The organism is Microbacterium sp. NPDC077644 (assembly GCF_040702785.1).
Classification (GTDB): domain Bacteria; phylum Actinomycetota; class Actinomycetes; order Actinomycetales; family Microbacteriaceae; genus Microbacterium.
Window position 1 is genome coordinate 657,992 of record NZ_JBFBME010000001.1, and the last position, 14,605, is coordinate 672,596.

Consider the following 14,605-nt stretch of genomic DNA (forward strand, 5'->3'; position numbering starts at 1 on the left):
CAGAATCGAGCCATGCTCATCGTCGGTCTTCTGCTCGCCGCCCTCGCGGCTGCCTTCCACGTGTTCATCTTCGTGCTCGAGTCGGTGCGGTGGACCGAGCCTGCGACGAGGAAGGTCTTCGGCGTCGCCAGCGAAGCGGATGCCGAGGTCACCAAGCCGCTCGCGTTCAATCAGGGCTTCTACAACCTGTTCCTCGCGATCGCAGCGCTGCTGGGAATCGTCCTCATGCTGTCGGGGCAGGCGACCGTCGGGCTCACCCTGATCTTCACGGGTGTGGGGATGATGCTCGCCGCTGCGCTCGTCCTCGTGCTGTCGAACCCGAAGATGGCGCGCTCGGCGCTGCTGCAGGGCGGGCTGCCGCTGCTGGCGGTGATCGCGCTCGCCGTAGCCGTCGCGATCAGCTGATCGGTCGCACAGGCTGACGCAGGAGGGTCCGGCGCTTTTCCGGGTCGCCGCGTCTGGGGTCGCTGAAGTAGATCTCGTGGTGCGTGCCGGTCAGTTGCAGGCCGTGCGCGGGGATGAACTCGTCGTGCATCCTCGCAAGCACCGGGGCCTCGTCGTCGTAACTGCCGACGTGCAGCGTCTGTGCGCAGAGCCTTTCGTCGAGCGTCTCGAGCCGGACCCCGCCGACATCCGGGTTCTTCGTGGATGCCTTCTCGACGGCATCCGTGAACATCTCGTGGTCGATCCACTCGGGCTGCATGATCATCAGCGTCCAGTGCCATGCCGACTTGTCGCGTGAGGATGTGAACGACGCCTGGTCGTCCGCCCGCCAGAGTCCTTCCAACGGCATGACCGTGTAGTCGCGGCCGAGATCGCGCTTGCTGGTGAACTTCAGGCCGTAGGCGATCTGGTAGAGCGCCTCGACCGCCGCGGTGAACTCGGCGGACGTGTTCGGGTCGCCGTGCCCGTCGACCATCAGGTACTGCAGAGGCGGCACCTCGACGAGGTCGAAGCGGCCTCTGCGGGCCCGGTACGCCTCGATCTCCTTCTTGAAGTCGACCTTGGCGGACACGGTTCGCTCAGCCCAGTGCGTTCGCGGAGATGTAGTCCCGCAGCTGCTGCTCGTCATCCGGCATCTCGGTCACGCGCTGCGGTGCGTCGAGGAGAGCGCGAGTGGCGGCATCCGGTTCGGGGCTCTCGCCGATCGCCTGCTCGATGAGATCGGCGAACTTCGCGGGCTTGGCCGTCTCGAGGACGAGCATCGGGATGCCGTCCTCGAGGTGCTCGCGAGCGACCTTCACGCCGTCGGCGGTGTGCGGGTCGATCGTGACGCCCGATCGATCGTGGACGTCGCGGATCGTGGCCAGACGGTCGGCGTGCGTGCTCGTGCCGCTGACGATGCCGAATTCGCTCTGGAATCGGCCGAGCTCGGCGGACAGATCGATCTCGTCCCGCTCCTCGAGCTCGTGCCAGGCGGCGGCGGTGCGCTCCGGGTCGCGGCCCAGCAGGTCGAATACGAACCGCTCGAGGTTCGAGGCGCGCGAGACGTCCATCGACGGGCTCGACGTGGCGAGCGTGTCGGCAGCGCCGCGCGGGCGGTAGTGACCGGTGCGGAAGAACTCGTCGAGCACGTTGTTCTCGTTCGTCGCGAGCACGAGCGCGTCGATCGGGACGCCCATGGTGCGGGCGTAGTGGCCCGAGAGGATGTTGCCGAAGTTGCCGGACGGCACGGCGAACGAGACGCGGAAGGACGCGCGCTCGGGTTCGGCGACGGCGTCCGTCGTGCGCAGCCAGGCCCAGACGTAGTAGACGATCTGCGCCGAGATGCGGCCGAAGTTGATCGAGTTCACGGCCCCGAGGCTGTGCGCGCGCTTGAAGTCCAGGTCGGTGTTCAGGCGCTTGACGAGATTCTGGCAGTCGTCGAACACGCCCTCGACGGCGATGTTGTGGACGTTGGCATCCTGCAGCGAGTACATCTGGGCGCGTTGGAAGGCGCTCATCCGTCCCTGCGGGGAGAGCATGAAGACCGAGACGCGGTCGAGGCCGCGCAGGGCGTGCTCGGCGGCCGAGCCGGTGTCGCCCGAGGTCGCACCGACGACGTTCAGCACTCGGTCGTTCTTCTCGAGCACGTACTCGAGCGCTTCGCCGAGGAACTGCATCGCCATGTCCTTGAACGCGAGGGTCGGACCCTCGGACAGGCCCACGATGGTCATGCCGTCGACGGAGGTCAGGGGGACGATCTCTTCAGCTGCGAACTTGCCGTCGCCGTAGGCGCCCTCGGTGAGCCGGGCGAGATCGACGCGGGGGATGTCGGTCGCGAACAGGCCGATGATCTCGGTCGCGAGCTGAGGGTAGGTGAGCACGCGCAGACGCTCGAGGTCGTCCGCCGACAGACGGGGAAGCGTCTCGGGAACGGCGAGGCCGCCGTTCGGTGCGAGTCCCTCGAGGAGGACGTCGCTGTACTGTCCGAGCGTGCCGCCGCGGGTGGAGATGTACTGCACGTCGTGAACCTCGCTCGCGCTGAAGATGGATGCCGGGACCTGTGCTCCATCGTATGCCGCCGGACGGACGTGTTACGCCGCATCCGTTCCGTGCGTCAGCGGACGAAGCCGGCCTGAAGCCTGCCGCCTGCGGCGGCCAGCTCCTGCTCGACGGCATCAGCCAGGTCCTCGACGTTCCCGCTCAGATACGGCCCGACCAGCGCGTCGACGCGCGCAGCAGGCAACTCACGGAGCCGCCGGGGCAGGTACTTTCCGGTTCCGATCCAGCGTCCCGCGGTGAGGAGCATGAGCTCCGCCGTGCGCTCGAACAGGGTCGCGGCGATCACTCGGCGCTCGAGCGGATCCGTCGCGTCGCGCAGATCGTCGAGGATGTCGGTGATGACGTAGCGACGGAAGTCCAGTTCATGGGTGTCCACGGACGGGCCGCGATCGAGTCGCTCGGACCAGGCGTCTCGCAGCGTCGCGAGTTCGCCGCCCCCGCGAACCGGGGTGCCCTCGACGAGCATGTGGACGATGACCGGACGGTGCTGGGCGACGTCGCGCTGCGCCCACTCGTCGAACCCCTGCGGCGTGTAGGCGAACACCTCGAAGATCTCACCGTCGAATTCCTCGGTGAGGGCGGCACCGGTCTCGCCCTCGGGCAGCAGATCATCGCCGATGACGAGGAGATCGATGTCGCTCGTCCGGGTGCGCTCGCCGCGGGAGGTGCTGCCGCCGATGACCGCGACGGATGCCTTCGGGAAACGCTCGGCGACGAACCGCTCGGTGATGGCGAGGTAGTCCATCCGGCGATTCTAGGCAGGCGTCACCGGCTCGGGCACAATGGGGCGATGGCAGCCAAGCCGGATGGCACGCTCGAGGAGATCGCAGCCGAACTGTACGCGTTGCCGCCCGCGGAGTTCACCGCCGCGCGCGACTCACGAGCGAAGCAACTGACGGATGCCGCCCTCGCGAAGAAGGTCGGCGCTCTTCGCAAGCCGCTGCTCGCCGCGTGGGTCGTGAACCTGTTCGCGCGCGAGCAGACGCAGGCGCTGGGCGGCGCACTCGAACTCGCCGCCGAACTGCGCGAGGTGCAGGACGATCTGGATGCACGCGCACTCACGGCGCTGGGCCGGCAGCGCCGTGAGCTCGTCCGCGCTCTCGCGCAGCAGGCGAGCGAACTCGCGAGCGCCCGAGGGGAGAAGATCACGCAGGCGACGACGGATGCCGTCGAGAGGACGCTGAACGCCGCGATGTTCCATGCCGAAGCGGCGCTCGCCGTGGCATCAGGACGATTGATCCGGCCTCTGGACGCCGCGAGCGATGACACTGCCGAGGTTTCGGATGCGGTGGCCGGTGATCTGGATGCCGCTTCAGCCGCACCGGCCCGGAGCCGACCGGACGAGCTCGCTGCCCGCCGCGCGCGCAAGGCCGCCGAGGATGAGCTGCGCACGGCGGAGCGCGCGCTGAGGAAGGCGGAGCAGGACCGGGACGCGCTGGAGCGGAAGGCGGAGGTGGGCGCCGAGAGATCAGCGCGGTTGAGTGAGCGGCTGGACGAACTCGACACGGAGATCGAGCGCACGCGGCAGGAGTTCGACAAGCAGAAGAAGGAGAGCGGCGATCTCGAGGTGCTCCTCGGCGATGTCCGCGAGGGTGTGCGTGCGGCGCAGCAGGGCGTGTCGGCCGCGCAGAAAGCAGTCGATCGACTCTAGAGACGACGAAGGCCGCTCATTGAGCGGCCTTCTGCACGTGCCCCCGACAGGAGTCGAACCTGCGACCTACGGTACCGGAAACCGGCGCTCTATCCACTGAGCTACGGAGGCGTACCGAACGACGATATCACTGACCAGGGGTGCTCTCCGCACCGCCGGCCTCGGTCACCGGTGCCGCTTCGATATCGGCGAATGCCGCAGCGACCTTCTCGGCGAGGTAGCGGTGCCCCGCGGTGGACGGATGCCGCTTGCCTACCTCGACGTCGATCACGTCGAGGTAGTTCTGCTCCGTGATCCATTCGTCCTGGACGGGCGAGATGTACCACCAGCCGCGAGCAGCCGCGAGCGCCTCGAGATCCTGGTCGATCCGGATCGTTCCCGCACCGACGGGCAGCACGTGCGGAGCGGGACCGAGGACGACGATCGGCGTGTCGGGATACGTCGCGGCGAGGGCATCCCACGCGGACGTCACAGCGTCCCGATAGCCGACCGAGCCCAGCTTGTGGTCGTTGATCGACCCCTGGATGATGACGAGGTCCGGATCCAGCTCGGGGTCCAGGGCGGCGATCCGGTCGCCGAAGTCGGGGCCGTCGATGCCCGGCTTCAGATACCCGCTGCCGCGCACGCCGTCGACGATGGTCTCGCCGTCGATCAGATCCGCGAGCACGTAGGCGTATCCCAGCGTCGGCCTGGACGCAGCCGACCCGTACGTCCACGAGTCCCCGAAGACGAGAACCCGCGGATGCTCCGGCAGGACGAGCGGGGTCGGAGCGATCGCCGCGGACTCCTCAGAGGCCAGCACCGGAGAGTCTCCGACAGCGGGCACCCACGGTCGCCACACGCCGAGCAGCACGCCGCAGGCGACCGCTGCGACGATCACGATCAATGCTGCAGCGCGCCCCGCGCGCCGCACCCTCCCAGAAGCCATGGCATGAGGGTAAGCGAACGGAAGGTGAACACCAACTCCAGCCCTAGAATTGACGGGATATGAATCCCGACACCCTCGCCGAAGCCATCCTCTCCGTCGTCACGCCGATCGCGGCGTCACTGCGACCGGACGAGACCCTCGATCTCGAGGTCTCGGACGTGCCGCTGGAGCGCCCCCGCAACCGCGACCACGGCGACTGGGCGTCGAACCTCGCGATGCGCCTCGCGAAGCGGCTCGGAACCAACCCGCGCGACCTCGCGCAGCAGATCGCCGACGGACTCGCCGGCATCGACGGCGTGGCCAGCGCAGAGGTGGCAGGACCGGGGTTCATCAACATCCGCCTGGATGCCGCAGCGGCAGGCGTGCTCGCGAAGACGATCGTCGAGGCGGGCGACTCCTATGGACGCAACGACTCCCAGGCCGGTGTCAGCGTCAACGTCGAGTTCGTCTCGGCCAACCCGACCGGGCCCCTGCACATCGGTCACACGCGCTGGGCCGCGCTCGGCGACTCGATCGTCCGCCTCCTGCTCGCCAGTGGTGCGAACGCTGTGCGCGAGTACTACATCAACGACGCCGGTGCCCAGATGCAGCGGTTCGCGGCATCCGTCCTCGCGGCTGCGAAGGGCGAACCGACGCCCGAGGGCGGCTACCCGGGGGAGTACATCGCCGCCCTCGCCGCGCGTGTCCTCGAGGCCAGGCCCGACGTACTCGAGCTACGGGACGCCGAGCAGCTGAGCGTCGCAGAGGACCTCGCCTACGAGTACCAGCTCGCCGAGATCAAGGATTCGCTGGGGCAGTTCAACGTGCCCTTCGACGTATGGTTCTCCGAGCGCACGCTGCACGCCAAGGGCGTCGACGGAGTCAGCCTCGTCGACCGGGCTGTCGACCGGCTGCGCGAGCAGGGCCACGTCTTCGACGAGGACGGCGCCGTCTGGGTGCGCACCACCGATTTCGGCGACGACAAGGACCGGGTCATCCGCCGCTCGAACGGCGAGTACACCTACTTCGCCGCCGACGCCGCGTACTACCTGAACAAGGGCGACCGCGGCTTCGAGAACAAGATCTACCTGCTCGGTGCCGACCACCACGGTTACGTGCACCGGCTCAAGGCCGTCGCGGGCGCCGCCGGTGAGGACCCGGAGAAGAACATCCAGGTGCTCATCGGGCAGCTCGTCTCCGTGCGCGGCGCGCGCCTGAGCAAGCGTGCGGGCAACATCATCGAGATGGACGATCTGCGCGCATGGATCGGCACGGACGCCCTGCGCTACGCGCTCGAGCGCTCGCCCGCCGACTCGCCGCTCGACCTCGACCCCGAGCTGCTGCAGAAGCGCACGAACGACAACCCGGTCTTCTACGTGCAGTACGCCCACGCGCGCACACACAACGCCAGCCGCAACGCAGCCGACTCCGGCGTCGAGCGCAGCGAGTTCGCCCCCGAGACGCTGTCGCACGAGACCGAGTCGGCGCTCCTCGGCGCGCTGCAGGAGTTCCCGCGCATCGTCGCCTTCGCGGCCGAGGTGCGCGAACCGCACCGTGTCGCGCGCTACCTCGAGGAGCTCGCAGGCCTTTACCACCGCTGGTACGACAACTGCCGCATCACCCCGCTCGGCGATGACCCGATCGAGAGCGTGCACCGCACGCGCCTGTGGCTGAACGATGCCACCGGCCAGGTGCTTCGCAACGGCCTCGACCTGCTCGGCGTCTCGGCGCCGGAGCGCATGTAGTCATCCGATCGGAGACACCGGTGAGCGACGAGCACCCCACACTGCCGTACCCCGAGCCGTCGTCCGAGCATCCGACGCTCGTGATCCCGGGGAGCGCTGACGAGCCGCGTCCTACGCGGCGCCGTGCGCGCTGGCCATGGGTCGTGCTCGTCATCGTACTGGTGCTCGCCGCGTTGGTCGTGGCCGCCGAGTTCCTGGCCAGGGCGATCCTGCCCGGCATCGTCCGCGGCATCGTGATCGAGCAGCTGGATCTGCCTCAGGACCAGCAGCTGGATGTGGATGCCGCAGGCATCCTGCTACCTCAGCTGATCGGCGGTCGCCTCGACGAGCTGCATCTGACCACCGACGCGGTCACGTTCGGCGGCATCACCGGAGCCGCGGACGTGACGGCGACCGGCATTCCGCTGCGCGGCGGAGATCTCACCGAGGCGCACGGCACCGTGCGGATCGATCAGGCGCAGTTCACGGATCTGGTGACGGCATCCGACCTGCCTGTCGATGAGATCGGATTCGACGAGCCGAACGTCACCGCATCCGGCAGCTTCGAGGTCTTCGGCATGCCCGTACCGGTGTCGGTCACCGTGACACCGGGAGCAGATGCCGGTGAGCTGCTGCTCACGCCGGTAGAGCTCCAGATCGCGGGACTCACCCTGAACGCCGCCGACATCGCCGAGCGTTTCGGCGACGCGGCTGCACAGCTCGCCGGGCCTCAGCGCATCTGCATCGCCGACCAGCTTCCCGCGGGTCTCACCGTGACCGGCCTCGAGATCGACGGCACCGAGGCGGTCATCGACCTCGACGTGGATGGCGCCATCGCGACGGACGAGAGCCTCCAGCAGAACGGTTCCTGCGACTAGGGCTTCTGCTTCTCAGCGGCGTTCCGTTCGGCGGACTCCGCTTCTTCCGCTGAACGCAGCGCCCGAGTCGCGATCACGACCTCCTGCTGGGCGCGCCGCACGCGGCGCTGTGCGAACGTCTGCGCGCTCTCCGCCGCGGAGACCCGATCGTGCGCCTCCTCGGCGGCAGTGGTGATGAGCGCGCACGAGATGAGGATCACCTGGGTGGACAGGTTCATCCAGATCAGCAGTGCCAGGAGAGAGGCGAACGTCGCCAGCAGCGGGTTCGAGGTCGCCCCGCCGACGAACAGGCTCGACAGCTCCTGCAGGATCAGAAGCCCGAGGCCGCCCAGCAGTGCACCCGACCACACGGCCGGAGCGGGAGCGCGCAGACCGGACAGCAGCAGGAAGACGCCCAGGATCAGGGCCACGTCGAGGGCGTACACGACGAGGAGCGAGACGATGCGGATGCTCCACTCCGCGATGACGGAGTCTTCCGGCAGGCCGAGCAGATCGGTGACGAAGCCCAGGCCGATACGGGCGAGGAAAGTCACGGCCGCCGCGGCGAGGAGTGCGAGGGCGATCCCCAGAGCGAGGGCGAGGTTGCGCAGGATCACCCAGACGAAGAGCACGTCGTCCTGGACGGTGCCCGCGATGCTGCGCACCGCCGTCCGCAGTGATCCGATCGCACCCAGTGCGGCGCCGATGAGCGCGACGAGCGAGATGACCCCGGTGACCGTGAAGCCGGCCGGTTCTATCGACGTCGGATCCTTCACGATGCCGTTCTCTCCGACGAGCCCCGGGATGGCGGAGTCGATCGCGGCGACGATCGGCTTCCATGCCTCCGGGTTCCCGGCGAGCCAGATCGCGGCGACGGAGAATCCCAGCAGGAGTCCCGCGAACACGCTGAACAGGGCGCGGTAGGTGACGCTGTCGGCGAGCATCGCGCCGCGCCGTTCCGAGTAGAGCAGGTAGGCGCGCACGACCTTCAGATGCAGGACCCAGGCGACTACCGACTTCACGAACGTCATGCCCCCACCGTAATGAATCGCCTTCCCGGTCCGCAGGGGACGTGCCGAGTGCCGGGCAGCCCGAGCCGGTGCCATAGAATCGGGGCAGCCTCGCGTGGCCCGTTCCGCTGAGGTCCCCTCCCACGATTGGTGCTGTGTGCTTTCCCCTGCAGACTCGCTCGCCCCGGACTGGCTCGTCATCCCCGACGACGCGAACGCTCTCGCCGACGGCGTGTGGCCGGCATCCGCTCGGCGCGATGAGCAGGGATGCATCGTCCTCGGAGGGATGACCGCGCCCGACATCGTCCAGGAGCACGGCACACCGGTGCTCGTGCTCGACGAGGACGAGGTGCGCTCCCGCGCCCGTGCGTTCCACGAGGCGTTCGCCGCGGCGACCGCATCCCACGGCGGCACAGCGCGCGTGTACTACGCCGGCAAGGCGTTCCTCTCCACGACGGTCGCCCGGTGGGTGACCGAGGAGGGCCTCAGCATAGACGTCTGCACGCGCGGCGAACTCGAGGTCGCGCTCGCGGCGGGCGTGGATGCCGCACGCATCGGATTCCACGGCAACAACAAACTGCCCGCCGAGATCGAGCGCGCCGTGTCGGTCGGCATCGGCACGATCATCATCGACAGCGCCATCGAGGTCGAGCGCACGGCCGAGATCGCCGCGCGCGCGGGCGTCGTCCAGCGGGTTCTCGTCCGCGTCAACAGCGGTGTGCACGCCGAGACCCACGACTTCCTCGCGACCGCCCACGAGGACCAGAAGTTCGGCATGACCTTCGCGGATGCCGAGACCGCCGTCGCGCGCATCCGCGAGCTTCCGTCGCTCGAGTTCGTGGGGCTCCACTGCCACATCGGTTCCCAGATCTTCGGCGTCGCGGGCTTCCGCGAATCCGCCGCCCGTGTGCTCGAGCTGCACGCGAAGCTGCGGGCCGGCGGCGAGGTGCCGGTGCTCAACCTCGGCGGCGGCTTCGGCATCGCCTACACGAGCGTCGACGACCCGACGCCGATCGAGCAGCTCGCCTTCGAGATCGTCGACGCGGTCGCCGCAGGCTGCGCCGAGCGTGGCATCCCGCTGCCGATCCTGTCCTTCGAGCCTGGCCGTGCGATCGTCGGCACGGCCGGCGTCACGCTCTACGAGGTCGGCACGACGAAGCCGGTGCGCCTGGACTCCGGAGCGACCCGACTGTACGTCAGCGTCGACGGCGGCATGAGCGACAACGCGCGGCCCGCGCTGTACGGCGCCGAGTTCTCCGCCCGGATCGCGTCGAGGACGACCGATGCCGAGCCCGCCCTCGCACGGGTGGTCGGTCGCCACTGCGAGTCCGGCGACATCGTCGTCGACCACGAGTACCTGCCAGGCGACGTCGCCCCCGGCGACCTGCTGGCGGTGCCGGCTACAGGCGCGTACTGCGCGTCGCTGGCCAGCAACTACAACCACGTACCCCGCCCCGCGATCGTCGCGGTCTCCGCCGGCGCCTCCCGCGTGATCGTCCGGGGCGAGACCATCGAGGATCTTCTGGCGCGGGACGCCGGAATCGGCATGAATGAAGGAGCACGATGACCCAGCCCGAATCGAGCGATCAGTACCGACGACTCCGCGTGGCGCTTCTGGGCGCCGGCGCAGTGGGCTCGCAGGTCGCCGACCTCCTGCTGCGCCACGGCGACGAACTGGCCGACCGCGCCGGTGCATCGCTCGAGCTCGCCGGGATCGCCGTGCGGGACGTGGATGCTCCGCGCGACGTCGAGCTCCCGAAAGAGCTGTTCACGACGGATGCCGAGAGCCTCATCGTCGGCAGCGACATCGTGATCGAGCTCATGGGAGGCATCGAACCGGCTCGCGGCAACCTGCTGCTCGCGCTGAACTCGGGCGCCGATGTCGTCACGGCGAACAAGGCTCTGCTCGCGACGCACGGCACGGAGCTGTTCGAGGCGGCCGATCAGGTCGGCGCATCCGTGTATTACGAGGCCGCCGCCGCCGGCGCCATCCCGATCATCCGTCCGCTGCGCGACTCGCTCGCCGGCGACCGGGTCGTGCGCATCATGGGCATCGTCAACGGCACGACCAACTACATCCTCGACCGGATGGACTCCGAGGGCGCGGACTTCGCGGAGGTGCTCGCGGACGCCCAGCGGCTCGGCTACGCCGAGGCGGATCCGACCGCCGACGTCGAGGGCCATGACGCGGCGCAGAAGGCGGCGATCCTGGCCTCCCTCGCCTTCCACACCACGGTTCCGCTGGATGCCGTCCACTGCGAGGGCATCACCCGCATCACCGCGTCGATGATCGACGAGGCGCGCGCCGCCGGGTTCGTCATCAAGCTGCTCGCGGTGTGCGAGCGCATCACGGTCGACGGTGCCGAGTCCATCTCGGTGCGCGTCTACCCGGCGCTGGTGGCCCGATCGCACCCGCTCGCCTCCGTGCACGGCGCGAACAACGCCGTCTTCGTCGAGGCGGAGGCCGCCGGCTCCCTCATGTTCTACGGCGCCGGCGCCGGCGGCGTGCAGACCGCATCGGCCGTGCTCGGCGACGTCGTCTCCGCCGCACGTCGGCACATCGCCGGTGGTGTCGGGGTGGGGGAGTCCACCAGGGCGAACCTGCCGATCGTGCCGATCGGCCACGTCATCACGCGCTATCAGATCACCCTCGAGGTGAACGACCAGCCCGGTGTCCTCGCCACGATCGCCAGCATCCTGTCGGAGGGCGGGGTGTCGGTCGCCACGGTCGTGCAGACCGTCGAGGGCGAGGACGACACGACGGCCCGACTGGTGATCGGCACGCACCGGGCAGCGGAGCAGGCTCTCAGCGACACGGTCGAGCGGCTCGCCGCGAGCGACGTCGTCGAGCGGGTCCTCTCCGTGCTGCGCGTGGAAGGCGAGTGATGCCCGAGGGGCGCACCGTTCAGGTGCGGGTGCCGGCGACGAGCGCCAACCTCGGCCCCGGGTTCGACACGCTCGGGCTCGCGCTCAGCGTGTACGACGAGCTCACGGTCACCGCTCTCGACGACGATCGCCTCGAGATCGAGGTGGCCGGCTCCGGTGCGGCCGAGATCCCGCGGGACGAGTCGAATCTCGTCGTCCGTTCGATCGAGCACGTGTACGCCGATGCGGGGCGCGATATGCCAGGTCTGCGCATCGAGGCGCGCAACGGCGTGCCGCACGGGCGGGGCCTCGGCTCCTCCGGCGCTGCGGTGACGGCCGGAGTCCTCGCGGCGAAGGGGCTGCTCGCGGGCGATGTCGACTTCAGTGACGCCGAACTGCTGCGTCTGGCGACCGAGCTCGAGGGCCACCCCGACAACGTCGCACCGGCGCTGTTCGGCGGGCTCACGATCGCCTGGACGGGGGAGAGCGGCCCGCAGCACAAGAAGCTGCTCGTGCACCGCGGTGTCGCACCTCTCGTGCTCGTGCCCGAGCGGACGATGTCGACGACCCTGGCGCGCTCCCTGCAGCCGCCGCAGGTCTCCCGCGAGGACGCCGTGTTCAACGTGTCGCGCACGGCGCTGCTGATCGCGGCGCTGATGCAGAGCCCGGAGCTGCTCCTGGACGCGACCGCCGACCGGCTGCACCAGGACTACCGCGCCGAGGCCATGCCCGAGACGAGCGCGCTCGTGCAGGCGCTGCGTGCCGCCGGATTCGCGGCCGTCGTCTCGGGTGCAGGACCCAGTGTCCTGGTGCTCTGCGACGGGCCCGGCGGACGCCAGGCCGCGAAGGAACTCGCTGATTCCGTGACGGACACTCCGTGGGAGGGCCTCATGCTGGCCGTCGACGTGCGTGGTGGTACAGTTAGGGATCGAGCGGAGGGCTCCACGTAATTTCGTGAATCTGGCCCCCATCGCAAATCTGCGAGACCCGCACGCAACCCCCAGTGCTTCATTTCCGGTACTGGCTGGCGGACGCCGAGCGTCTGTCCGTGCGATCGCGCACAGCACCCGTTGTGCGCGAGACATGCTCATTTCCCACGACATATAAGGGAGTACTCGTGGAGACTTTCTCCGAGACCCAGAACGACCAGGCCGAGAACTCGGCCCCTGCTGCTGACGCACCGGCGACCGAGACCGCCGCCCCGCGCAAGCGCGCTCCGCGACGTGCGACGACGGCGACCGCAGCGGCCAAGGCCGCAGAACCGGCCGAGTCCGCTCCGGCCGAGTCCGCTCCGGCCGGCGGCGACGCTCCGGCGGCGGATGCGGCTCCTGCCGCAGACGCGCAGAAGGCGAAGGCCCCGCGCCGCAGCCGCGCCAAGAAGGCGGATGCCGAGCCCGCACCCGCCGAGGCCGACGCATCCGCACCGGCATCCGAGGCCGCGGCGTCCGACGCCGCCGAGGCTCCGGCCGAGACCGCTCCGAAGTCGGGCCGCGGACGCCGGACGAAGAAGGCCGACGCCGCAGCCACCGAAGGCGCGTCCGAAGAGGCGAAGTCCGGCGACGCGAAGTCGGGCGACGCGAAGTCGGGCGACGCGAAGTCGAGTTCCCAGCAGGAGTCCGCCGCCGCCGCGAAGGGCGACGGGGACCAGGCCCAGAACGACAAGCAGAACGCCAAGAACGACAAGCAGAACGCCACCGAGGACGGATCCGAGGCCGGCGACGGCGAGGAGACCTCCGGCCGCAGCCGCAGCCGGAACCGCAGCCGCAGCCGAGGCCGCGGCGGAAACGGACAGAACGCTCAGGACGGCCAGCAGAACGCCTCCTCCGATGACGACGGCAACGGCAACGGCCGTGGCCGCCAGCGCAACAAGCGCCGCGGGGGCGGAGCATCCGACGAGTTCGAGACCGAGATCGGCGAGGACGACGTCCTCATCCCGATCGCCGGCATCCTCGATGTGCTCGACAACTACGCGTTCGTCCGCACGACCGGATACCTCGCCGGCGCCAGCGACGTCTACGTGTCGCTCGGACAGGTGAAGAAGTACAACCTGCGCAAGGGCGACGCGATCGTCGGCGCCATCAAGCAGCCCCGCGAGGGCGAGCAGCAGGGCCGCCAGAAGTACAACGCCCTCGTCAAGGTCGACTCCATCAACGGCCTCTCGGTCGACGACGCGGCGACTCGCGTCGAATTCGGCAAGCTCACCCCGCTCTACCCGCAGGAGCGCCTGCGCCTGGAGACCGCGCCCGAGAAGCTGACCCAGCGCATCATCGACCTCGTCGCCCCGATCGGCAAGGGCCAGCGCGGCCTCATCGTCGCGCCCCCGAAGGCGGGCAAGACGATCGTGCTGCAGCAGATCGCGAACGCCATCGCGCAGAACAACCCCGAGGTCCACCTCATGGTCGTTCTCGTCGACGAGCGTCCCGAAGAGGTCACCGACATGGAGCGCACCGTCAAGGGCGAGGTCATCGCCTCGACGTTCGACCGTCCGGCGGAGGACCACACCACGGTCGCCGAGCTCGCCATCGAGCGTGCCAAGCGCCTTGTGGAGCTCGGCCGCGACGTCGTCGTGCTGCTCGACTCGATCACGCGCCTCGGCCGCGCCTACAACATCGCCGCGCCGACCTCGGGCCGCGTCCTCACCGGCGGCGTCGACGCCGCAGCGCTCTACCCGCCCAAGCGGTTCTTCGGCGCCGCGCGCAACATCGAGAACGGCGGCTCGCTGACGATCCTCGCCACGGCCCTGGTGGAGACCGGATCCAAGATGGACGAGGTCATCTTCGAGGAGTTCAAGGGCACCGGCAACAGCGAGCTGCGACTTTCGCGCGCCCTCGCCGACAAGCGCATCTTCCCGGCCGTCGACGTCAACGCGTCGTCCACCCGCCGCGAGGAGATGCTGCTGTCGCAGGACGAGGTCAAGATCACCTGGAAGCTGCGCCGCGCCCTTGCGGGTCTGGATACCCAGCAGGCCCTCGAGGTCGTGCTCGGCAAGCTCAAGGAGACGCAGTCCAACGTCGAGTTCCTCGTGCAGATGCAGAAGTCGATGCCCGCTCCCGTCGCCGGTGGCCACAGCCACGGGCACGAGAACAGCATCCGCTGATCCGACCGGA

At 69.2% G+C, this 14,605-nt stretch carries 13 protein-coding genes and 1 tRNA gene; 8 read left to right on the plus strand and 6 right to left on the minus strand.

What is annotated here, in order from left to right; genetic code table 11:
• Window positions 1–12 precede the first annotated feature (12 nt).
• Window positions 13–405 carry a DUF1304 domain-containing protein gene (locus AB0269_RS03125; protein ID WP_366209737.1) on the plus strand — a complete coding sequence of 131 codons (393 nt, stop codon included), beginning with the start codon at window positions 13–15 and terminating at the stop codon, window positions 403–405.
• Here AB0269_RS03125 and AB0269_RS03130 read toward each other — a convergent pair.
• From AB0269_RS03130 to AB0269_RS03140, 3 genes are all read right to left on the minus strand, one after another.
• Window positions 398–1,015, minus strand: a complete 618-nt coding sequence (locus AB0269_RS03130) for a GyrI-like domain-containing protein (RefSeq protein WP_366209739.1) — start codon at window positions 1,013–1,015, stop codon at window positions 398–400. The two genes, AB0269_RS03125 and AB0269_RS03130, sit on opposite strands and share 8 nt — an antisense overlap.
• Before the next feature lie 7 nt (window positions 1,016–1,022).
• The gene (thrC, locus tag AB0269_RS03135; protein WP_366209740.1) at window positions 1,023–2,444 is read right to left on the minus strand and encodes a threonine synthase; all 1,422 of its coding nucleotides are present in this window, start codon (window positions 2,442–2,444) and stop codon (window positions 1,023–1,025) included.
• Window positions 2,445–2,539: 95 nt separating this feature from the next.
• Complete coding sequence (locus tag AB0269_RS03140) at window positions 2,540–3,229, minus strand: nucleotidyltransferase domain-containing protein (protein WP_366209742.1); 690 nt, start codon at window positions 3,227–3,229, stop codon at window positions 2,540–2,542.
• Window positions 3,230–3,274: 45 nt separating this feature from the next.
• Between AB0269_RS03140 and AB0269_RS03145 the strand changes: the two genes are divergently transcribed.
• Entirely contained in the window at window positions 3,275–4,135 is an 861-nt protein-coding gene (locus AB0269_RS03145; RefSeq protein ID WP_366209743.1) for a transposase, read from the plus strand.
• Window positions 4,136–4,173: 38 nt separating this feature from the next.
• On the opposite strand, the gene AB0269_RS03150 is transcribed toward AB0269_RS03145, so the two are convergent.
• Together AB0269_RS03150 and AB0269_RS03155 are read right to left on the minus strand one after the other, a co-directional pair.
• Window positions 4,174–4,246: transfer RNA gene (locus AB0269_RS03150), tRNA-Arg, on the minus strand.
• Between the two features lie 16 nt (window positions 4,247–4,262).
• Complete coding sequence (locus AB0269_RS03155) at window positions 4,263–5,063, minus strand: SGNH/GDSL hydrolase family protein (RefSeq protein WP_366209744.1); 801 nt, start codon at window positions 5,061–5,063, stop codon at window positions 4,263–4,265.
• A gap of 59 nt (window positions 5,064–5,122) precedes the next feature.
• Here AB0269_RS03155 and argS point away from each other — a divergent pair, with 59 nt between their 5' ends.
• Both argS and AB0269_RS03165 read left to right on the plus strand, forming a co-directional pair.
• Window positions 5,123–6,787 (plus strand): arginine--tRNA ligase, encoded by a 1,665-nt coding sequence (gene argS / locus AB0269_RS03160; RefSeq protein WP_366209746.1) that lies wholly within the window; start codon window positions 5,123–5,125, stop codon window positions 6,785–6,787.
• A 20-nt stretch (window positions 6,788–6,807) separates the two neighbouring features.
• Window positions 6,808–7,644: a DUF2993 domain-containing protein gene (locus AB0269_RS03165; protein WP_366209747.1), complete on the plus strand. Its 837-nt coding sequence runs from the start codon at window positions 6,808–6,810 to the stop codon at window positions 7,642–7,644.
• On the opposite strand, the gene AB0269_RS03170 is transcribed toward AB0269_RS03165, so the two are convergent.
• The gene (locus AB0269_RS03170; RefSeq protein WP_366209748.1) at window positions 7,641–8,654 is read right to left on the minus strand and encodes a YhjD/YihY/BrkB family envelope integrity protein; all 1,014 of its coding nucleotides are present in this window, start codon (window positions 8,652–8,654) and stop codon (window positions 7,641–7,643) included. The two genes, AB0269_RS03165 and AB0269_RS03170, sit on opposite strands and share 4 nt — an antisense overlap.
• Before the next feature lie 136 nt (window positions 8,655–8,790).
• On the opposite strand from AB0269_RS03170, the gene lysA reads away from it, so the two are divergent.
• From lysA to rho, 4 genes are all read left to right on the plus strand, one after another.
• Entirely contained in the window at window positions 8,791–10,200 is a 1,410-nt protein-coding gene (gene lysA / locus AB0269_RS03175) for a diaminopimelate decarboxylase (RefSeq protein ID WP_366209750.1), read from the plus strand.
• Window positions 10,197–11,519 carry a homoserine dehydrogenase gene (locus AB0269_RS03180; protein WP_366209752.1) on the plus strand — a complete coding sequence of 441 codons (1,323 nt, stop codon included), beginning with the start codon at window positions 10,197–10,199 and terminating at the stop codon, window positions 11,517–11,519. Before lysA ends, AB0269_RS03180 begins: the two co-directional genes overlap by 4 nt.
• Window positions 11,519–12,448 carry a homoserine kinase gene (thrB, locus tag AB0269_RS03185; RefSeq protein WP_366209754.1) on the plus strand — a complete coding sequence of 310 codons (930 nt, stop codon included), beginning with the start codon at window positions 11,519–11,521 and terminating at the stop codon, window positions 12,446–12,448. The genes AB0269_RS03180 and thrB overlap by 1 nt, the downstream gene beginning before the upstream one ends.
• A 167-nt stretch (window positions 12,449–12,615) precedes the next feature.
• The gene (rho, locus tag AB0269_RS03190; protein ID WP_366209756.1) at window positions 12,616–14,595 is read left to right on the plus strand and encodes a transcription termination factor Rho; all 1,980 of its coding nucleotides are present in this window, start codon (window positions 12,616–12,618) and stop codon (window positions 14,593–14,595) included.
• Window positions 14,596–14,605: the final 10 nt, after the last annotated feature.

Bases quoted from the DNA above. Each gene is read 5' to 3' on its own strand.
- AB0269_RS03125 (WP_366209737.1), top strand. From the start codon at position 13: ATGCTCATCGTCGGTCTTCTGCTCGCCGCCCTCGCGGCTGCCTTCCAC.
- AB0269_RS03140 (WP_366209742.1), bottom strand. From the start codon at position 3,229: ATGGACTACCTCGCCATCACCGAGCGGTTCGTCGCCGAGCGTTTCCCG.
- AB0269_RS03145 (WP_366209743.1), top strand. From the start codon at position 3,275: ATGGCAGCCAAGCCGGATGGCACGCTCGAGGAGATCGCAGCCGAACTG.
- AB0269_RS03155 (WP_366209744.1), bottom strand. From the start codon at position 5,063: ATGGCTTCTGGGAGGGTGCGGCGCGCGGGGCGCGCTGCAGCATTGATC.
- argS (WP_366209746.1), top strand. From the start codon at position 5,123: ATGAATCCCGACACCCTCGCCGAAGCCATCCTCTCCGTCGTCACGCCG.
- AB0269_RS03170 (WP_366209748.1), bottom strand. From the start codon at position 8,654: ATGACGTTCGTGAAGTCGGTAGTCGCCTGGGTCCTGCATCTGAAGGTC.
- AB0269_RS03180 (WP_366209752.1), top strand. From the start codon at position 10,197: ATGACCCAGCCCGAATCGAGCGATCAGTACCGACGACTCCGCGTGGCG.
- thrB (WP_366209754.1), top strand. From the start codon at position 11,519: ATGCCCGAGGGGCGCACCGTTCAGGTGCGGGTGCCGGCGACGAGCGCC.